Raw genomic sequence first — 18,829 nt, 5'->3', positions numbered from 1 at the left:
CCGTTTATCGGATATCCATCAAGTTTAGTCCCCCCCTCTCACTTCCCTCATGCTGGTTTGTTATACAAACGGGTAGTTTTGTTCTGAAATGGCTCGGCTTTTACGGTGCCAACATTGTGTTCTCTTATGTTACAATTGCGCGCCATTTTTGACTGAAGATTGACTGGGCATGTTGGATCAGATTCGTATCGTTTTGGTAAACACCTCTCATACCGGCAACATGGGGTCTGCAGCACGTGCCATGAAGACCATGGGTTTGACTCAGCTGGTATTGGTTGATCCGCAAGCCTTGCCGGACGACAATGCCTTCGCTCTGGCGGCTGGTGCCAGCGATGTGCTTGCCAATGCCCGTATCGTCCCGACACTGGACGACGCGATCGCCGATTGTGGTCTGGTGATTGGCACCAGCGCCCGCTCTCGAACCCTGAGCTGGCCCATGCTCGATCCCCGTGAGGCCGGCGAAAAGTCGGTGGTTGAGGGGATGCAGCACCCGGTTGCGTTGGTGTTTGGTCGTGAGCGCACCGGTCTCACCAACGACGAATTGCAAAAGTGCCACTACCACGTGGCCATTCCGGCCAATCCTGATTACAGCTCTCTCAATCTGGCCATGGCGGTGCAGACCCTCTGTTACGAAGTGCGGATGCGCTGGCTGCAGGGGCAGGCCGCCGAGCCTGAAGAGGAGATGGCCTATCCGAGTGCCGCCCAGCTGGAAGGGTTTTATCAGCACTTGGAACAAACCCTGATGAAGACCGGTTTTATTGCCGATGACCATCCGGGTCATGTGATGAGCAAGCTGCGTCGCCTGTTCAATCGGGCTCGGCCGGAAGCGGCTGAGCTCAACATTCTGCGCGGTATTCTGACCTCGGTGCAGAAAGCGCGCGTACCGGATTAATCCGACTGATTTACTCAACCATATACTTGACTGATTTGGTCGGGTATGTGACCATGTGCCCCATTAAATTGCTTCGCAAGACGGTAAGGCACATGAGACTGACTTCAAAAGGACGTTACGCTGTAACCGCCATGCTCGACGTGGCGCTGCATGCAGAGCAGGGGCCCGTCCCCCTTGCCGATATTTCCGAGCGCCAGGGCATCTCGTTGTCCTATCTCGAGCAGCTCTTTGCCCGCCTGCGCAAACATGGTCTGGTGAGCAGCGTGCGTGGCCCGGGTGGCGGTTATCGCCTCGGGTTGGCCCCTGGCGAGATTTCGGTTGGCCAGGTGATCACCGCGGTCGATGAGTCGGTCGATGCAACCAAGTGCCTCGGCAAGGGCGGTTGCCACGGCGGTACCCAGTGCCTGACTCACTCCCTGTGGCGCGACCTGAGTGAGCGGATCTCCAGCTTCCTCGGGGATATTACCTTGGCCGAGCTGGTACGCCAGGCCGATGTGCGCCGGATTGCCGGCAAGCAAGATGAACAAATGAAGACCGTGTTGTCCCTGGTTGATCGGGCAGAACACGGCGATGTGAGCTTGAAAGTCCAACTATAAACGTGCTTTCCACAGCGGGACTCTGTATGACCCGGACTGTGACGGAGAAAAACATGAAACTGCCTATTTACCTTGATTATTCGGCAACCTGTCCGGTGGACCCGCGTGTCGCAGAAAAAATGATGCAGTGTCTCACCATGGATGGCCTGTTCGGCAATCCGGCTTCCCGTTCTCACCGTTTTGGCTGGCAAGCCGAAGAGGCGGTGGATCTGGCCCGTAATCAAGTGGCAGATCTGATCGGTGCCGATCCCCGCGAGATCGTCTTCACTTCCGGTGCGACCGAATCCAATAACCTGGCCATCAAGGGTGTTGCCCACTTCTATGCCAGCAAGGGCAAGCACATCATCACCTCCAAGACCGAACACAAGGCGGTGCTCGATACCTGTCGCCAGCTGGAGCGTGAAGGGTTCGAGGTGACCTATCTTGAGCCGATGCCCAACGGCCTGTTCACTATCGAGATGATCGAGAATGCCATGCGTGATGACACCATCTTGGTCAGCATCATGCATGTGAACAACGAAATCGGCGTGGTTCAGAACATTGCCGCCATCGGCGAGTTGTGCCGTTCCCGCAAGATCCTGCTGCACGTGGATGCCGTTCAGAGTGTGGGCAAGATCCCGGTAGATGTGGAAGCACTGAAAGTGGACCTGCTCTCCGTCTCTGCGCACAAGGTGTATGGTCCGAAAGGGATCGGTGCACTGTTTGTTCGCCGTAAACCCCGCGTTCGTCTGGAAGCCCAGATGCACGGTGGCGGCCACGAGCGCGGCATGCGTTCCGGTACTCTGCCGACCCACCAGATCGTCGGGATGGGCGAAGCTTTCCGGATCGCCAAAGAAGAGATGGTGAGTGAAGGTGAGCGCATCTTGGCTCTGCGCCAGCGTCTGTGGAATGGCATCAAGGATATTGAAGCCGTCTACATCAATGGCGATCTGGAGCAACGTGTTCCGGGCAACCTCAACGTCAGCTTTGCCTATGTGGAAGGGGAATCCCTCATCATGGCGCTGAAAGATTTGGCGGTCTCTTCCGGTTCGGCCTGTACCTCCGCCAGCCTGGAACCTTCCTATGTGCTGCGCGCACTGGGTCTGAACGACGAGCTGGCGCACAGCTCCATCCGTTTCAGCATGGGTCGCTTCACCACCGAGGAAGAGATTGACTACGCGGTCAAGCTTATTCGTGACTCCATCGGTCGTCTGCGCGAGATGTCCCCTCTGTGGGAGATGTACAAAGACGGCGTCGATCTGAACACGGTCGAATGGGCTCATCACTGATCCACCGGGTCAGTGAGCAACAGAATTAGCAGGAGTGAGATATGGCTTACAGTGAAAAAGTAATCGACCACTACGAGAATCCTCGCAACGTCGGTGGTTTTGACAAGAATGATCCCAGCGTTGCAACCGGCATGGTCGGTGCGCCCGCCTGTGGCGACGTGATGAAGCTGCAATTGAAGATCAGCGACGAAGGCATCATCGAAGATGCCAAGTTCAAGACCTACGGTTGCGGTTCTGCCATCGCCTCCAGCTCCCTGGTGACCGAATGGGTCAAGGGCAAGACCCTGGACGAAGCGGCTGGCATCAAGAACACAGATATCGCCGAAGAGCTGGCCCTGCCACCGGTGAAGATCCACTGCTCCATTCTGGCTGAGGACGCCATCAAGGCCGCCATCGCCGATTACAAGCAGAAGAAAGGTCTCTAAGCGCCGGAGAGCAGTATGGCTATTACCATGACAGATGCCGCCGCGGCACGGGTTTCCTCTTTTCTGGCTAACCGGGGCAAGGGCATTGGCCTGCGCCTCGGCGTCAAAACCACCGGCTGCTCCGGTCTGGCCTACGTGCTTGAGTTCGTTGATGAACTGACCGATGAGGATCAGGTGTTCGAGCAACAGGGCGTCAAGATTATTGTTGATGCCAAGAGCCTGATCCATCTGGATGGCACCGAGCTGGATTTCGTCAAGGAGGGCCTCAACGAGGGCTTCCAGTTCAATAATCCCAACGCCAAAGGCGAGTGTGGTTGCGGCGAAAGCTTCAGTGTCTGAGATGTTTGACGTCAATGATCCTTCGTCTGTGGTTGAGCGGGTCGCCCATGACCCGTTCAACCACATCTCATTTGCCAGGGGCGAGTGAGGTTGTGGCGAACGTTTCCAAGAGGTTTGCATGAATCATTTCGAGCTGTTTGGGCTGGTTGAAGGCTTCGAGCTCGATACCCGTCAGTTGGCTGATACCTACCGCCAGCTGCAAACCCAATTCCATCCTGATCGTTTTGCCACCGCCCCCGAACGGGAGCAGCTGGCTGCGGTGCAACGTGCCGCCCAGATCAACGAAGCATTCACCACCCTCAAGGCGCCGCTGCGCCGTGCAGAATATCTGCTCTCCCTGCGTGGCACTGATATCCGTGGTGAACAGCAGACTCTGCAAGATACCGCGTTTCTGATGCAGCAGCTGGAGTGGCGCGAGCGTCTGGCCGATCTGAAAGATGACGCCGACCCTGAGCGCGCCATCAAGGATTTTCGCAGCGAGATCAGGCATGATCACCAGATGTTGATGCAGCAGCTGACCGAGTCTCTTGCCGCCGGCAGAGATCTCGTTGCCGCTGATTGCGTTCGCAAACTCAAGTTTGTCGACAAGCTCCTCGAAGAGCTGGAACGATTCGAAGACTCGCTTCTCGAGTCTTGATCCTTTAACGCTGGAAGTTTCATTACCCATGGCATTACTGCAAATCGCCGAACCCGGCCAGAGCGCTGTTCCTCATCAGCACAAACGTGCCGTCGGCATCGATCTCGGCACCACCAACTCTCTCGTCGCTGCGGTTCGCAGCGGTCACGCCGATACCCTTTGCGATGAGCAAGGGCGCGACCTGCTCCCGTCAGTGGTGCACTATCAAAGCGACGCCATTCGAGTGGGGATTGATGCCAAGCGCGAAGCGGCGCTCGATCCTCACAACACCATCGTCTCGGTCAAACGGATGATGGGCAAGGCGCTGGCCGATATCGATACCAGCCAGCAGCCTTACCAGTTTGTTGCCGCCGACAATGGCATGCCGCAACTGCAAACCCGTCAGGGGCTGGTCAATCCGGTGCAGGTATCGGCCGAAATTCTCAAAAAGCTGGCTGAGCGTGGCGCCCAGACACTCGGGGGCGATCTCGACGGCGTGGTCATTACCGTGCCCGCCTATTTCGATGATGCCCAGCGTCAGGGGACCAAGGATGCGGCCCGTCTGGCCGGTCTGCACGTACTGCGTCTGCTCAACGAGCCGACCGCGGCTGCGATTGCCTATGGCCTCGACTCTGGTCAGGAAGGGGTCATCGCGGTTTACGATCTGGGGGGCGGCACCTTCGATATCTCCATCCTGCGTCTGCACCGCGGTGTGTTTGAAGTGATGGCGACCGGCGGCGATTCCGCCCTCGGCGGTGATGATTTTGATCACCTGCTGGCGGACTGGATCAAGGAGCAAGCGGGCCTCTCCGGCGAGCTGGATGCCCATCTGCAGCGCGAGCTGCTGGATGTGGCCGCGGCCGTCAAACACGGTCTGACCGATGCCGAGCAGGTGGCGTGCACCTTTGCGGGCTGGCAGGGTTCAGTGAGCCGTAGCCAGTTTGATGAACTCATCACCCCGCTGGTGAAACGGACCTTGCTGGCTTGTCGCCGCGCCCTGCGCGATGCCGGTCTCGAGCAGGTGGAAGTGCTGGAAGTGGTGATGGTCGGTGGCTCCACCCGGGTGCCGCTGGTGCGTGAACTGGTGGGCGAGTTCTTCCAGCGCACGCCGCTGACCAGCATCGATCCGGACAAGGTGGTCGCCATTGGCGCCGCCATCCAGGCCGATATTCTGGTGGGCAACAAGCCAGATGCCGAGATGCTGCTGCTGGACGTGATCCCCTTGTCGCTGGGTCTGGAGACCATGGGTGGCCTCGCCGAGAAGGTGATCCCGCGCAACACCACCATTCCGGTTGCCCGCGCCCAGGAGTTCACCACCTTCAAGGATGGTCAGACCGCCATGGCCATTCACGTGGTACAGGGTGAGCGCGAACTGGTAGCTGATTGCCGCTCCCTGGCCCGCTTTACCCTGACCGGTATTCCGCCGATGGCCGCCGGCGCCGCCCATATTCGCGTCACCTTCCAGGTGGATGCGGATGGTCTGCTCTCGGTCAGCGCCATGGAGAAATCCTCCGGCGTGCAGGCCGAGATCCAGGTCAAGCCCTCTTACGGGCTGGCGGAGCAGGATATCCTCAACATGCTGAGTGCCTCCATCGAGAATGCCCAGCAGGATATGGATGCCCGCATGCTGGCTGAGCAGCAGGTTGAAGCCGACCGGGTGGTCGAGAGCCTCAATGCGGCGCTGGCCGCAGATGGCGATGCCCTGCTCAATGCTGCCGAGCGTGCCGAGATTGCTGCCGCCATCGCCCATCTGCTGACCATGCGCAACAGCGGTGCAACCCATCAAATCAAAGAAGCCATTGAGGCAGCCGATGCTGTCAGTGGCGAGTTTGCAGCCCGCCGGATGGACGCCTCCATCCGCAAGGTGCTGACCGGACAAAACGTCAACAAGGTGTAATATGCCAAAACTGATCATTCTTCCTCATCCCGTACTCTGTCCGGATGGCGCCGCCCTCGAGGGGCAAAGCGGCGAGACCATTCTGGATGTGGCGCTGCGCAACGGTATCGAAATCGAGCATGCCTGCGAGAAATCCTGTGCCTGCACTACCTGCCACTGCGTGGTGCGCGAGGGCTTTGACTCGCTCGAGCCAAGCGACGAGCTGGAAGACGACATGCTGGACAAGGCGTGGGGGCTGGAGCCGGAATCGCGCCTCAGCTGCCAGGCAAAATTGGCGGACGAGGATCTGGTGGTGGAACTGCCCAAGTACACCCTGAACCTTGCCTCTGAACGCCATTAATTACACATGAGTGAATTGCACGTGCAGCATCCTGTGGTGCTTCAGTGATATGGTGGAAGGCCGTGACCCTCGGGGGCACGGCCTTTTTTGTATTCGTTATTCTCTCTTTGCCAATAAGCTCTTTCCCATAAAGAGTGCTTATACATAGTGCCAGTAAAAAGGAAGCAAACACGATGGCTGACATGATGAAGGTAGCGTTATCCACCCAGGCTGCGGCCGCCTATTGGGGCGAGGGCGCCCAGCTCAGTTTCAATGGCGATGAGGCACTGATCCATCTTGGTGCCGCCGGTCAGGAGAAGGATGTTCTGCGCACCGTTCAGCGCGCCGCTCGTCGCCTCGAATCGAGCGGGATCAAGCGGATGACGCTGGTCGGTGAAGGCTGGGATCTGGAGCGTCGCTACGCGTTCGCCCAGGGTTTCTACGCCGCCAAGGGTGCGCGTGAACTGGATTTCGGCCAGCAGAGCGATGCGGACGCCCGTGAACTGGATGCACTGCTCAAGGCGGCTCGCTGGGTACGTGACATCACCAATGGCTGTCCGGAAGAGATCTACCCCATGAGTCTGGCGGAATCGGCCCTGTTGCTCATTCGTGGGCTGGCCGGGGATCAGGTTACTGCCCGCATCACCGCCGGTGAAGCGCTGCGCGAGTCCGGCCATATCGGGATCTGGTCGGTTGGCCGTGGCAGCGAGCGCGAGCCTGTGCTGCTGGAGCTCGACTACAACCCGACCGGTGATCGCAATGCGCCCGTGGTGGCGGCGCTGGTGGGCAAGGGGATCACTTTTGATTCCGGTGGCTACTCCATGAAGTCCTCTGACAACATGCTGCCGATGAAGTCCGATATGGGCGGCGCGGCCATGGTGACCGGCGCGCTGGCGCTGGCTATCAGCCGCGGTCTGAACCAGCGGGTGAAGCTCATTCTCTGCTGCGCCGAGAACCTGGTCTCCGGCCACGCCTTCAAGCTGGGCGACATCCTCACTTACAAGAATGGGGTTTCGGTCGAGATCCAGAACACCGATGCGGAAGGTCGTCTGGTGCTGGCCGATGGCCTGATGGCGGCCTCCGACAGCGGTGCGGCTTATATCCTTGACGCAGCCACCCTGACCGGCGCCGCCAAGATGGCGCTGGGGCGTGACTACAATGCGGTGTTTGCCCTCGATGAGACCGAACAGCTGCGTGCGCTGGCCGCCGCCAAGGTGGAAAACGAACAGGCGTGGGCGCTTCCGCTGGAACCCTGGCATGCCAGCCAGCTCACCTCGGCCTTTGCCGATCTGGGCAACGTCGCCTCGGCAGAAGGCACGGCCGGTGCCACCACGGCTGCTGCGTTCCTTTCCCGCTTCGTGCGTGATGAGGGCAAGGGTTGGGTGCACCTGGATCTGGCGGCCTCTTATCAGAAATCGGGCAACGATCTCTGGGCAACTGGCGCCAAGGGGCACGGTCTGCGTACCATCGCCCGCTGGCTGCAGGAGGTGACCGCATGAATGTCTGGCTGAGTCGTGAATTTGCACCGGCCGAGTGGGGGGAGGGGGCGCTGCTCTCTCACCGTGCCGACGGCATGGTGGTCCATCTGGTGACGGCCAATCCGCTGCTCGATATCCAGCAGGCGGCCCGTCGCCTCTGCCAGCAGGGGATCCAGAAAGTGACCCTGGCTGGTCACTGGGAGCGTGAACAGCAGTGGGCCTTTGCCCAAGGGCTGCAAACCCCCAAGGCGGAGGTGCAACTGCAGTGGGCCATGTCCTCGGAAGAGGACAGAGAGGAGCTGGAAGCGCGTTGGCTCTGCGGCCGCTGGGTGCGCGAGATGACCAATGCCACCCCGGAGCAGTTGGGCCCGCTGGAGCTGGCTGTGGAAGCGGCCTCCTTTATTACCGAGCTGGCGCCGGACAAGGTGAGTCATCGCATTTTGAAAGGCGAAGCGCTGCAACAGGCGGGCTGGGTCGGCCTTTACCAAGTGGGCCGCGGCAGTGCGCGCGAACCGGTATTGCTGGAGCTCGACTTCAACCCGGGGCGTGACCCCAAGGCGCCGGTGGCGGCAGCGCTGGTGGGCAAGGGGATCACCTTTGACTCCGGCGGCTACTCCATGAAGAGCTCCGAGGGGATGCTCACCATGAAGTGCGACATGGGGGGCGCGGCGATTGTCACCGGTGCGCTGGCGCTGGCCATGCTGCGCGGGCTCGACAAGCGGGTGAAGCTGATCCTCTGCTGCGCCGAGAACCTGGTCTCCGGCCACGCCTACAAGCTGGGCGACATCCTCACCTACAAGAACGGCACCACGGTCGAGATTGTGAATACCGATGCCGAGGGGCGGCTGGTGCTGGCCGACGGCCTGCAACTGGCGAGCGAGTCCGGCGCACCGCTGATCATCGATGCCGCGACCCTGACCGGTGCTGCTGTGATGGCGCTGGGTGGGCGCTACAATGCTCTGTTCGGCCTCGATAAAGGGCTGGTAAGCCGGGCCATGACCTATGCCGATGCCGAGCATGAGCCTGCCTGGCCGCTGCCGCTGGAGCCCTGGCACCGCCAGCAGTGCCCCTCCCATTACGCCGACACGGCCAACAGCCGTCCGGTGAAGGGGGGCGGGCCGGGTGGCGCCTCCAACGCGGCGGGTTTCCTCTCCCGTTTCGTTGCCAACGAAGGGATGGGCTGGTTGCATATCGATCTGGCCGCCTGCTTCAGTGACAACGGCGATGCCCTCTGGGCGCCGGGGGCCAATACCCTGGGGATGCGCACCATAGCGCGGGCCCTGCTGGCTGAAGCCAAATAGGCGAGACAAGGCACCTTCGGGTGCCTTTTTTATGCTGTTCGAATTGTGAACAAAAGATGGGATTTTGGCGGCTTAAGGTAACTATCGTGCGCAAGCGCACATATTTTCCGGCTCTGCTCGGTCAAGATGAGTGTGGATGTTGATTGCAAGGGAGTGATGTTTAATAAAAGTTGCTTATTTGTGTGTTTTTCCGGTTTTTGTTTACGTATAATCGCCAGCGAACATGGATTCTAACAATAAAACTCTGTAGTTAAGGAAAGATATCAATGGCCATCGAACGTACCTTCTCTATCGTCAAACCGGATGCTGTCAGCAAGAACCTGATCGGTGCCATCTATAGCCGTTTCGAAAGCGCAGGCTTGAAAGTGGTGGCATCCAAAATGCTGCACATGAGTAGTGAACAGGCTGCCGGTTTCTATGCCGAGCATCAGGGCAAGCCTTTTTATGACAATCTGGTCAGCTTCATGACCTCTGGCCCTGTCATGGTGCAGGTGCTGGAAGGGGAAGACGCCATCCGTCGCAATCGCGAGATCATGGGTGCTACCAACCCGAAAGAGGCGCTGGCTGGTACCTTGCGTGCCTGTTATGCCGAGAGCATCGATCGCAACGCAGTGCATGGCTCCGATGCACCTGCATCCGCTGCCCGCGAAATTGCCTACTTCTTCTCTGACAACGAGATCTGCCCGCGCGGCTGATTTTTGTGGATGATGACCCAAGGGAGCCTAGGCTCCCTTTGTTGTTTTCGCCGTTTACGCAATATCCCTCTATTCTCCAGGTGGAAAGCCAGACCCATTATTTGTACAATGCCGCCCCCTGACGTCGTCAGCCAATAATTGATGAAGTGTTTGAACTGAGGCCATTGATGAGCGAAACAAAAATCAACCTGCTGGATCTTGATCGGGATGCCATGCGTGCCTTTTTCGTCGAACTGGGCGAGAAGCCATTCCGGGCAGATCAGGTCATGAAGTGGATCTATCACTTTGGGTGTGATGATTTCGATCAGATGACCAACGTCAACAAGGTGCTCAAAGAGCGCCTCAAGGCGATCGCCGAGATCAAGGCGCCCGAGATCAGCCGCGAGCAGCGCTCTGCCGATGGCACCATCAAGTGGGCCCTGCAGGTGGGCGATCAGGAGGTCGAGACCGTCTACATCCCGGAAGATGACCGCGCGACCCTCTGCGTCTCCTCTCAAGTTGGCTGTGCGCTGGAGTGCAAGTTCTGCTCCACGGCTCAACAAGGCTTCAACCGCAATCTGAAAGTCTCCGAGATCATCGGTCAGGTGTGGCGTGCGGCCCGCGTGGTCGGTGGCAAGCGTCCCATCACCAACGTGGTGATGATGGGGATGGGCGAGCCGCTGCTCAACCTCGCCAACGTGGTGCCCGCCATGCGTCTGATGATGGATGACTATGGCTTTGGCATCTCCAAGCGCCGGGTGACCATCTCCACCTCTGGCGTGGTACCTGCGCTGGACAAGCTGGGTGACCAGATCGACGTGGCGCTGGCTATCTCCCTGCACGCCCCGAACGACAAGTTGCGTTCAGAGATCATGCCGATCAACGACAAGTACAACATCGAGGAGTTCCTCGCCGGTGTCCGTCGTTACTTGGCCAAATCCAATGCCAACGGTGGTCGGGTGACCGTCGAGTATGTGCTGCTCGATCATATCAATGACGATATGCAGCATGCTCACGAGCTGGCCAAGGTGCTCAAGGACACTCCGAGCAAGATCAACCTGATCCCGTTCAACCCCTTCCCGGGCAACCCTTACGGCAAGCCGAGCAACAGCCGTATCGATCGCTTCTCCAAGGTGCTGATGGAGTACGGTTTCACCGTGATTGTCCGCAAGACCCGTGGTGATGATATCGATGCTGCCTGTGGTCAGCTGGTGGGTGACGTGATTGACCGTACCAAGCGAACTATCAAAAATCGGATGCAACAGGATGGGATTTCCGTCAAAATGGTTTAAATGCTAAGCCATTGTATAGACAGGGAATGGATACACGTACATTGATCGTAGTGGCAGCGCTCTGCGCGCTGCCAGGCTGTGTGACCGAGACCACTTACGCTGGCCAGAACTCGACCCAGCGTGAAGTGGGTCCTGACCTCAAGGCGGCTGCCCAAACCCGCCTTGACCTGGGTATCCAGTACCTGCGTCAGGGCAATGCCGAGCAGGCCAAGTTCAATCTTGACCGCGCCCTCCAGTATGACCCCTCCAACCCCCAGATCCAGATCGGTTTTGCCTACTTTTACCAGAAGGTAGGAGATTTCAAGGCAGCCGAGACCCATTACAAGAACGCCCTTGCCATGGATCCGTCCAATGCTGACGCAATGAACAACTATGGTGCCTTCCTCTGTGATCGCGGCAGGTATGCCGAGGCAGATCAGGCGTTCAACCAGGCTGTTATTCAGCCAGGCTACGTAAAAATTGCCGATACCTATGAAAATGCGGCACTTTGTGCGCTGCAAAATCGCAGAAATGATAAAGCAGGCGAGTACTATCGCCTGGCCTTGGGGTATAATCCCCGCAATCCAGGGTTATTGCTGGACTTGGCCGAGCTTTCCATGAAAGATGGCAAGCTGCCTGATGTGCAGTCCTACCTCGCCCGTTTTGCCGATGTGTCAGACGAGAACGAGGAGAGTCTCTGGTTGAGACTTCGGCTGGCACAGGCGATGGACAAGCCGGCATTACTTCACCAATTCGGGACTGAGCTGGTAAGGCAATATCCCACTTCGCAACAAGCCAAGCGTTATTTAGCCAATGACTATTGAACAGCAACACGATTTCCAAGACGACTCCCAGGCAGTAGGCCCAGGCCAATTGCTGCGCAACGCCCGTGAACAGCTTGGCTGGACACGAGAACAGGTTGCGTCCCGCATTCACCTTCGTCTGACCCTGATCGCCGCTATCGAATCGGATACCTACGACAAGCACACCTCCCATACCTTTATTCGGGGCTATCTGCGTACCTATGCCAAGCTGGTCGGGATCCCCGACGAGACCATTCTGGCTGCTTACGACAAGCTGGGTCTGACTCCTCCCGACAATATCGACATGCAGAGCTTCTCCCGTCGCTCCCGTCAGCAAGCCAACGACAGTCGGCTCAAGGTGGTGACCTGGCTGGTGATCCTGGTGTTGATTGCGCTCTCGGTCGCCTGGTGGTGGCAGAGTACTTCACGCCGCTCCGCCGGTGATGAAGCGCTGGCAGCCACCGAGATGAGTGCAACCGGTTCGACTCCGGCTGAACCTGCTATCACGCCGACCGATGCGATCAACACAGCTCCGGCCGAAGGCGCAGCCATCGCACCGGCCGCCACGGACGTGGCTGCTCCTGCGGTGGTCTCCGATGCGACTGCTACCCTGGCGCCTGCTTCTGCGGCTGTTGCCCCGAGCGATGTCAGTGCGGCTGTCGGCACTGCGACCGATGCAGCGGTATCTGGCGCCAATGGCACCGAATCTGAAGAGGCTGTCGTTGATCCGGCGACTGCGCCGCAACTGAAGATGAGCTTCACCGCCGATTGCTGGCTGGATGTGAAGGATGCCAACGGCAAGACCCTGTTCAGTGGTCTGAAGAAGGCCAACGACGAGCTGGTGCTGGAAGGCGCCGAGCCCCTGAAGTTCATCATTGGCGCGCCCATGGCCGTCAAGCTTGACTACAAGGGTCAGTCGTTTGATATGAGCCGTTACAACAACGGTCGTACAGCCCGCTTCTCACTGCCGCAGGAGTAATCTGTTTCCCATGTTTTCTCACGAATCACCCATCATTCGTCGTAAATCCAGACAGATCATGGTTGGTAATGTACCGGTTGGGGGCGATGCCCCCATTACCGTGCAGACCATGACCAACACCAAGACCACAGATGTCGCCGCCACCATCGAGCAGATCCAGCGGATCGAGCGGGTCGGTGCCGATATCGTCCGTGTCTCCGTGCCCACCATGGAAGCGGCGGAAGCCTTCCGGCTCATCAAACAGCAAACCCGCATCCCCATCGTTGCCGATATCCACTTCGACTATCGCATCGCCCTGAAAGTGGCCGAGTACGGTGCCGATTGCCTGCGTATCAACCCGGGCAACATCGGCAACGAGCAGCGGGTGCGCTCGGTGGTCGATTGTGCACGCGACCTCAATATCCCGATCCGTATCGGGGTCAATGGCGGGTCGCTGGAGAAAGATATCCAGGAGAAGTACGGCGAGCCGACCCCAGAGGCGCTGGTGGAGTCCGCCATGCGTCACGTGGACTATCTCGATCGTCTCGATTTCCAGGACTTCAAGGTGAGCGTCAAGGCCTCCGATGTGTTCCTGGCAGTCGGTGCCTATCGCCTGCTGGCCAAGCAGATTGAACAGCCGCTGCACCTTGGCATCACTGAAGCGGGCGGTTTCCGGGCCGGCGCGGTGAAGTCTGCCATTGGTCTGGGCATGCTGCTTACCGACGGCATCGGCGATACCCTGCGTATCTCGCTGGCGGCGGATCCTGTGGAGGAGGTGAAGGTCGGTTTCGATATCCTCAAATCCCTCCGTATTCGCTCCCGTGGCATCAACTTTATCGCTTGCCCATCCTGCTCACGGCAGGAGTTCGATGTGATCGCTACCGTCAACGCACTGGAAGAGCGGCTCGAAGACATCATCACCCCGATGGATGTTTCCATCATCGGCTGTGTGGTGAATGGGCCGGGCGAAGCACTGGTCTCCGACCTTGGTCTGGCGGGTGCCGCCAACAAGAGTGCCTTCTATGAAGGGGGCCAGCGGGTCGATCGGCTCGACAACAAGGATCTCATTCCAACTCTGGAGCGCCGCATTCGCGCCCGCGCCGCCATGCTGGATCCCGCTAACCGGATCCCGATGGACAAGGAGTGAGCGAAACAGGGCCACATTGGGTGGCCCTTTTTCCAGGTGACTGATTTTAAATCCCGCATCCGGATTCCCTGATTTTACCTTGGGGGGGAAAATCCCTATAATGCGGCCAAATTTTACCTCTTTTTCTCGAGTATCAACGTGGCAAAACAGATCCAAGCTATTCGCGGTATGAATGATTGCCTGCCGGAGCAGAGCCCGGTATGGCAGAAGGTTGAACAGATCCTGCGCCAGGTCGTTGCCAGCTATGGCTACAGCGAAGTGCGCATGCCGATTGTCGAGCAGACTCATCTGTTCAAGCGCGCCATCGGTGAAGTGACCGACGTGGTCGAAAAAGAGATGTACACCTTTGAAGATCGCAACGGCGACAGCCTGAGCCTGCGTCCGGAAGGGACCGCCAGCTGCGTCCGTGCCGGTATCGAACACGGTCTGCTCTACAACCAGGAACGCCGGATGTGGTACATGGGCCCCATGTTCCGTCACGAGCGTCCCCAGAAGGGCCGTTATCGCCAGTTCCACCAGTTCGGTGTCGAGCTGTTTGGCATCAACGGGCCGGACATTGACGCTGAGCTGATCATGCTGACCCACCGTCTGTGGCGTCTGTTTGGCATCAGCGAGCATGTCACCCTGCAGCTCAACACCTTGGGTCAGAGCGCCGAGCGTGCCGCTTACCGCGATGCGCTGGTGGCCTATCTGGAGCAGTACAAGGAGCAGCTGGACGAAGAGAGCCAGCGCCGCATGTACAGCAACCCGCTGCGGGTGCTCGACTCCAAGGATGAAAAGGTGCAGGCCATTTTGGCGGGTGCCCCGCGTCTGTTCGACCATCTGGGCGAAGAGAGCCTGGCCCACTTCGAGGGGCTCAAGCGCCTGCTCGAGTTTGCCGGTATCAAATACGAAGTGAACGAGCGTCTGGTGCGTGGTCTTGACTACTACAACCTGACCGTGTTCGAGTGGGTCACCAGCAGTCTGGGTGCCCAGGGCACCGTCTGTGCCGGTGGCCGCTACGATGGTCTGGTAGAGCAGCTGGGCGGTCAACCGACCCCGGCCGTGGGCTTTGCCATGGGCATGGAGCGTCTGGTGCTGATGCTGGAAACTCTCGAGCTCAACGCCGATATCCGCCCGGCGGTGGATGTCTATCTGGCGATGGTGGGCGAGGGGACCGAACAGGCTGGCTTCCAGCTGGCCGAGCGTCTGCGCGATGCCCTGCCGGACCTGCGCCTGATGAGCCACTGCGGTGGTGGCAACTTCAAGAAACAACTCAAACGTGCCGACAAGAGCGGCGCGGCAATCGCCCTGATCCTTGGTGAGACCGAGGTGCAAAACGGGGAGATCACTATCAAATATCTGCGTGGTCAGGCCGAGCAACAGACCGTCAAGGTTGACGCCGCCATTGCCCTGCTGGCAGCCAAAGGAGAGTAAGCTGTGGAAGTCTATACCACCGAAGAACAACAGGTTGAGGTTATCAAGGAGTGGTGGAAAGAGAACGGAACCTCGGTGATTGCCGGGACCGTGATCGGTCTGGTCGGTCTGTTCGGCTGGCGCTATTACAACCAGCACCAGCAAGAGACCATGGAGGCCTCCTCCCACTCTTACAACCAGGTGATTGAGCAGCTTGCCAAGGGCGATGCCGCCGGTTTCGAGCAGGCGCAGCAGTTTGTCACTGCCAACAAGGGTGACTCCTACGGTGAACTGGCCGCGTTGCAACTGGCTGCCGCTGCCGTTAAGGCGGGCAAGCTGGATCTGGCTGTCGAGCAGCTGGAGCTGGTGGCGACCACGGGTGACGAGAGCATTCGTCCCATCGCGGCGCTGCGTCTGGCCCGTGTGCTGAATGATCAGGGCAAGGCAGATGAAGCGCTGGCCAAGCTGGCGACCATCCAGAATGAGGCCTTCAAGGCGCAGGTAGCCGAAGCCCGTGGTGATGTGCTGCAAAAGCAGGGCAAGACCGAAGAGGCTCGTGATGCCTATCAGGCGGCGGCGGATGCCGGCGGCCTGCAGGGTAGCGCCGAGCTCAAGCTGAAAATGGACGATCTGGCCCTGCCGGCCGTTGCGACTGGTGAGGCACCGGATGCGTAATCTATTCAAGATGGTGGCGCTGGGGGCTGCGGTCTCCTTCGCTCTGCAGGGTTGTTCCCTGTTCAGTTCCGAAGAGGATCTCAACCCGATGGCGCCGCTGCCCAAGGTTGAATCTGCCTTCACTGCCGACACCGCATGGTCATCCACTGTGGGTGATGGCATCGGTGACTTCTACTCCCAGCTCAAGCCGGTGGTGGAAGAGGATCGCATCTACGCGGCGGCTCGCGACGGCGATGTCAGCGCCTTTGACCGTGCCAGTGGCGAGCGCCTCTGGACCGTCGATCTGGCCGACCTGCCGGTCAATGCCGACAAGCGCAGTGCTCGTCTCTCCGGTGGTCTGGTCTCCCGTTACGGCAAGCTGTTCCTCGGCTCCGAGAACGGGGTGGTCTATGCCCTGAACGAAGAGAATGGCGAAGTGCTGTGGCAGACCAATGTGCCCGGCGAAGTGGTGGCAAGCCCCGCGGTGGAAGATGGCCGCGTGGTGGTGTTGACCACCTCCGGTCGCCTGATCGCCCTCGACACTGATGAAGGCAAGATGCAGTGGTCGCTCTCCGAAGAGCAGCCGCCGCTGACCCTGCGCAGTGCCGGTGCACCGGTGATCACCAACGGCGCCGTGATTTATGGTCGTGCCGATGGCAAGGTGGGCATCGCCCTGCTGAGCAACGGCCAGCCTGTGCGCCAGTCCAAGGTGGCTGATCCGCGCGGTGCTACCGAGCTGGACCGCATGGTGGATGTCGATGCCAGCCCGCTGATCGCCGGTGATGAGCTCTACGCCATCGCCTACAACGGTCAGTTGATGGCGCGCAAACTGATGACCGGCGATGAAGTGTGGAAGCGCAAGTATTCCGGCTATCGCGATCTGGCGATGACTGGCAATGCCATCGTGCTGACCGACAGCCGCAGCCACCTGTTTGCCATCGACCGTCGCAACGGTCTGGAGCTGTGGTCAAATACCCAGCTGGAAAATCGTACCGTCACTGCACCTGTCATCTTCGATGACTATGTGGTGGTGGGTGATGTGGAAGGATACCTGTATTGGCTTGATCGTACCGACGGTACCATCAAGGCGATGCAGCAGCTCGATAGCAGTGGTCTCTATGCCGCCCCTCTGGTGGATGGCGAGACCCTGTATGTGCAGAGCCGTGACGGCAAGTTGTACGCCCTCAAGCGTCCTTGATCGTCCGATAATGTGAATATCCGGCTCCTGGTCTTCGGACCCGGAGCCTTTGTCGTCTTGAGAATGAGGCTTTTATGACTCCTGTAGTAGCCCTGGTGGGCCGCCCCAACGTGGGGAAATCCACCCTGTTTAACCGCTTGACCCGTACTCGGGATGCCCTGGTTGCCGATTTTCCCGGTCTGACCCGGGACCGTAAATACGGTCAGGCGAAGTTGGGCGAGCTGGAATTTATCGTGGTCGATACCGGCGGTATCGATGGCACCGAAGAGGGGATCGAGCTGAAGATGGCCGAGCAATCCCTGCTGGCCATCGAAGAAGCGGACGTCGTGCTGTTCATGGTGGATGCCCGTGCCGGTCTGACCGCGGCGGATCAAGCCATTGCCGAGCACCTGCGCAAGGCCCACAAGAAGGTATTTCTGGTGGCCAACAAGACCGACGGTATCGACGGTGATTCCGCGGTCTCCGAGTTCTACGGTCTGGCGCTGGGTGAGGTCTACCAGATCGCGGCCGCCCACGGTCGTGGCGTGCTGAGCCTGCTGGAACTGGCCCTGGCTCCCCATCTGGAGACCCTGGTCGACTCCGCTACCGATGAAGATGCGCAGGATGAGGAAGAGGAGGACTTCGACGAAGAAGCCCTGCTGCGCATGGTGGCTGCCGGTGAACTCGATACCAAAGAGGACACCAAGGAGACCCCGTTCGCCGACCTGCCCATCAAGTTCGCCATCGTTGGTCGTCCCAACGTCGGTAAATCTACCCTGACCAACCGCATGCTGGGTGAAGATCGGGTCATCGTCTATGACATGCCCGGCACCACCCGTGACTCCGTTTACATTCCAATGGAGCGTGACGAGCAGAAGTATGTGGTCATCGACACCGCCGGTGTGCGTCGTCGTGGCAAGGTGCACGAGACGGTGGAGAAGTTCTCCGTTATCAAGACCCTGAAAGCTATCGAAGATGCCAACGTCTGCCTGCTGGTGATCGACGCCCAGGAGACCATCACCGATCAGGACTTGAGCATCCTTGGCTATGTGCTCCACGCCGGTCGCTCCGTGGTGCTGGTGGTGAACAAGTGGGATGGTCTGGATCAGAAGGTGAAAGAGGATGTGAAGAACGAGCTGGATCGTCGCTTGGGCTTCATCGACTTCGCGCGCGTTCACTTCATCTCCGCCCTGCACGGCAGCGGCGTCGGCCACCTGTTTGAATCTATTCAGGAGGCTTACCAGTCCGCCACCCGTCGTACCAGCACGGCCATGCTGACCCGCATCATGCAGATGGCGCAGGAAGATCACCAGCCGCCGATGGTCAACGGTCGCCGCGTCAAGCTCAAGTATGCTCACGCTGGTGGCTACAACCCGCCGCGCATCGTGATCCACGGCAACCAGCTGAACGACTTGCCGGACTCCTACAAGCGGTATCTGATCAACTACTTCCGCAAGTCCCTCAAGATCATGGGCTCGCCGATCCGGGTCGAGTTCCAGGAGTCGGTCAACCCGTTTGAAGGGAAGAAGAACACCATGACCCTGAGTCAGGAACGTCAGCGCAAACGCCTGCTGAAGATGAAGAAGAAATAAGTCCTTGCGGCTGCCCTCACCGGCAGC

Annotated in this window: 19 protein-coding genes; all 19 read left to right on the top strand. The window is 59.1% G+C overall.

The genetic code is table 11. The annotated features are described in order from the left end of the window. Positions 1-169 precede the first annotated feature (169 nt). The 19 genes from trmJ (at position 170) to der (ending at position 18,802) form a co-directional block, all read left to right on the top strand. On the top strand, positions 170-892 hold the full coding sequence (trmJ, locus tag ACTG2G_RS21750) for a tRNA (cytosine(32)/uridine(32)-2'-O)-methyltransferase TrmJ (protein ID WP_127006452.1): 723 nt from the start codon (positions 170-172) through the stop codon (positions 890-892). A 92-nt stretch (positions 893-984) separates the two neighbouring features. Then, the gene (gene iscR, locus ACTG2G_RS21745; protein ID WP_026035025.1) at positions 985-1,488 is read left to right on the top strand and encodes a Fe-S cluster assembly transcriptional regulator IscR; all 504 of its coding nucleotides are present in this window, start codon (positions 985-987) and stop codon (positions 1,486-1,488) included. A gap of 53 nt (positions 1,489-1,541) precedes the next feature. Beyond that, on the top strand, positions 1,542-2,756 hold the full coding sequence (locus tag ACTG2G_RS21740; RefSeq protein ID WP_013723838.1) for an IscS subfamily cysteine desulfurase: 1,215 nt from the start codon (positions 1,542-1,544) through the stop codon (positions 2,754-2,756). 41 nt (positions 2,757-2,797) lie between these two features. Beyond that, complete coding sequence (gene iscU, locus ACTG2G_RS21735; RefSeq protein ID WP_005333813.1) at positions 2,798-3,181, top strand: Fe-S cluster assembly scaffold IscU; 384 nt, start codon at positions 2,798-2,800, stop codon at positions 3,179-3,181. A 15-nt stretch (positions 3,182-3,196) separates the two neighbouring features. After that, positions 3,197-3,520 carry an iron-sulfur cluster assembly protein IscA gene (iscA, locus tag ACTG2G_RS21730; protein ID WP_005333812.1) on the top strand — a complete coding sequence of 108 codons (324 nt, stop codon included), beginning with the start codon at positions 3,197-3,199 and terminating at the stop codon, positions 3,518-3,520. Between the two features lie 118 nt (positions 3,521-3,638). After that, a complete protein-coding gene (hscB, locus tag ACTG2G_RS21725) occupies positions 3,639-4,157 on the top strand; it encodes a co-chaperone HscB (protein ID WP_005351031.1) in 519 nt (172 codons plus the stop codon). Positions 4,158-4,185: 28 nt separating this feature from the next. After that, positions 4,186-6,033: a Fe-S protein assembly chaperone HscA gene (gene hscA, locus ACTG2G_RS21720; RefSeq protein WP_429203940.1), complete on the top strand. Its 1,848-nt coding sequence runs from the start codon at positions 4,186-4,188 to the stop codon at positions 6,031-6,033. A gap of 1 nt (position 6,034) precedes the next feature. Further along, positions 6,035-6,373 (top strand): ISC system 2Fe-2S type ferredoxin, encoded by a 339-nt coding sequence (gene fdx, locus ACTG2G_RS21715; RefSeq protein WP_005333808.1) that lies wholly within the window; start codon positions 6,035-6,037, stop codon positions 6,371-6,373. 173 nt (positions 6,374-6,546) lie between these two features. Beyond that, positions 6,547-7,851: an aminopeptidase PepB gene (gene pepB, locus ACTG2G_RS21710; RefSeq protein WP_439985843.1), complete on the top strand. Its 1,305-nt coding sequence runs from the start codon at positions 6,547-6,549 to the stop codon at positions 7,849-7,851. Continuing rightward, on the top strand, positions 7,848-9,131 hold the full coding sequence (gene pepB, locus ACTG2G_RS21705) for an aminopeptidase PepB (RefSeq protein ID WP_139708376.1): 1,284 nt from the start codon (positions 7,848-7,850) through the stop codon (positions 9,129-9,131). The genes pepB (ACTG2G_RS21710) and pepB (ACTG2G_RS21705) overlap by 4 nt, the downstream gene beginning before the upstream one ends. A 266-nt stretch (positions 9,132-9,397) precedes the next feature. Further along, positions 9,398-9,826 carry a nucleoside-diphosphate kinase gene (gene ndk / locus ACTG2G_RS21700; RefSeq protein WP_005333805.1) on the top strand — a complete coding sequence of 143 codons (429 nt, stop codon included), beginning with the start codon at positions 9,398-9,400 and terminating at the stop codon, positions 9,824-9,826. Between the two features lie 167 nt (positions 9,827-9,993). Continuing rightward, positions 9,994-11,097: a bifunctional tRNA (adenosine(37)-C2)-methyltransferase TrmG/ribosomal RNA large subunit methyltransferase RlmN gene (locus tag ACTG2G_RS21695; RefSeq protein WP_005344856.1), complete on the top strand. Its 1,104-nt coding sequence runs from the start codon at positions 9,994-9,996 to the stop codon at positions 11,095-11,097. Positions 11,098-11,108: 11 nt separating this feature from the next. After that, the gene (gene tapF, locus ACTG2G_RS21690; RefSeq protein ID WP_085943024.1) at positions 11,109-11,900 is read left to right on the top strand and encodes a PilW family type IVa pilus biogenesis/stability lipoprotein TapF; all 792 of its coding nucleotides are present in this window, start codon (positions 11,109-11,111) and stop codon (positions 11,898-11,900) included. After that, entirely contained in the window at positions 11,890-12,858 is a 969-nt protein-coding gene (rodZ, locus tag ACTG2G_RS21685; RefSeq protein ID WP_421385959.1) for a cytoskeleton protein RodZ, read from the top strand. Before tapF ends, rodZ begins: the two co-directional genes overlap by 11 nt. A 10-nt stretch (positions 12,859-12,868) precedes the next feature. Further along, the gene (gene ispG, locus ACTG2G_RS21680; RefSeq protein ID WP_429203932.1) at positions 12,869-13,984 is read left to right on the top strand and encodes a flavodoxin-dependent (E)-4-hydroxy-3-methylbut-2-enyl-diphosphate synthase; all 1,116 of its coding nucleotides are present in this window, start codon (positions 12,869-12,871) and stop codon (positions 13,982-13,984) included. A 138-nt stretch (positions 13,985-14,122) separates the two neighbouring features. Then, positions 14,123-15,400 carry a histidine--tRNA ligase gene (gene hisS / locus ACTG2G_RS21675; protein ID WP_421385958.1) on the top strand — a complete coding sequence of 426 codons (1,278 nt, stop codon included), beginning with the start codon at positions 14,123-14,125 and terminating at the stop codon, positions 15,398-15,400. 3 nt (positions 15,401-15,403) lie between these two features. After that, a complete protein-coding gene (locus tag ACTG2G_RS21670; protein ID WP_040066512.1) occupies positions 15,404-16,054 on the top strand; it encodes a YfgM family protein in 651 nt (216 codons plus the stop codon). Then, complete coding sequence (bamB, locus tag ACTG2G_RS21665; RefSeq protein WP_100653975.1) at positions 16,047-17,231, top strand: outer membrane protein assembly factor BamB; 1,185 nt, start codon at positions 16,047-16,049, stop codon at positions 17,229-17,231. Before ACTG2G_RS21670 ends, bamB begins: the two co-directional genes overlap by 8 nt. A gap of 74 nt (positions 17,232-17,305) precedes the next feature. Beyond that, the gene (der, locus tag ACTG2G_RS21660) at positions 17,306-18,802 is read left to right on the top strand and encodes a ribosome biogenesis GTPase Der (RefSeq protein ID WP_005333794.1); all 1,497 of its coding nucleotides are present in this window, start codon (positions 17,306-17,308) and stop codon (positions 18,800-18,802) included. Positions 18,803-18,829 lie beyond the last annotated feature (27 nt).

It is taken from the genome of Aeromonas sp. 55A (assembly GCF_051919665.1).
Taxonomy (GTDB): domain Bacteria; phylum Pseudomonadota; class Gammaproteobacteria; order Enterobacterales; family Aeromonadaceae; genus Aeromonas; species Aeromonas veronii.
Note: the sequence above shows the minus strand (reverse complement) of the source record. Positions and strands in the feature narration are given on the sequence as shown.

Bases quoted from the DNA above. Each gene is read 5' to 3' on its own strand.
- trmJ (WP_127006452.1), top strand. From the start codon at position 170: ATGTTGGATCAGATTCGTATCGTTTTGGTAAACACCTCTCATACCGGC.
- iscR (WP_026035025.1), top strand. From the start codon at position 985: ATGAGACTGACTTCAAAAGGACGTTACGCTGTAACCGCCATGCTCGAC.
- ACTG2G_RS21740 (WP_013723838.1), top strand. From the start codon at position 1,542: ATGAAACTGCCTATTTACCTTGATTATTCGGCAACCTGTCCGGTGGAC.
- iscU (WP_005333813.1), top strand. From the start codon at position 2,798: ATGGCTTACAGTGAAAAAGTAATCGACCACTACGAGAATCCTCGCAAC.
- iscA (WP_005333812.1), top strand. From the start codon at position 3,197: ATGGCTATTACCATGACAGATGCCGCCGCGGCACGGGTTTCCTCTTTT.
- hscB (WP_005351031.1), top strand. From the start codon at position 3,639: ATGAATCATTTCGAGCTGTTTGGGCTGGTTGAAGGCTTCGAGCTCGAT.
- hscA (WP_429203940.1), top strand. From the start codon at position 4,186: ATGGCATTACTGCAAATCGCCGAACCCGGCCAGAGCGCTGTTCCTCAT.
- fdx (WP_005333808.1), top strand. From the start codon at position 6,035: ATGCCAAAACTGATCATTCTTCCTCATCCCGTACTCTGTCCGGATGGC.
- pepB (WP_439985843.1), top strand. From the start codon at position 6,547: ATGGCTGACATGATGAAGGTAGCGTTATCCACCCAGGCTGCGGCCGCC.
- pepB (WP_139708376.1), top strand. From the start codon at position 7,848: ATGAATGTCTGGCTGAGTCGTGAATTTGCACCGGCCGAGTGGGGGGAG.
- ndk (WP_005333805.1), top strand. From the start codon at position 9,398: ATGGCCATCGAACGTACCTTCTCTATCGTCAAACCGGATGCTGTCAGC.
- ACTG2G_RS21695 (WP_005344856.1), top strand. From the start codon at position 9,994: ATGAGCGAAACAAAAATCAACCTGCTGGATCTTGATCGGGATGCCATG.
- rodZ (WP_421385959.1), top strand. From the start codon at position 11,890: ATGACTATTGAACAGCAACACGATTTCCAAGACGACTCCCAGGCAGTA.
- ispG (WP_429203932.1), top strand. From the start codon at position 12,869: ATGTTTTCTCACGAATCACCCATCATTCGTCGTAAATCCAGACAGATC.
- bamB (WP_100653975.1), top strand. From the start codon at position 16,047: ATGCGTAATCTATTCAAGATGGTGGCGCTGGGGGCTGCGGTCTCCTTC.
- der (WP_005333794.1), top strand. From the start codon at position 17,306: ATGACTCCTGTAGTAGCCCTGGTGGGCCGCCCCAACGTGGGGAAATCC.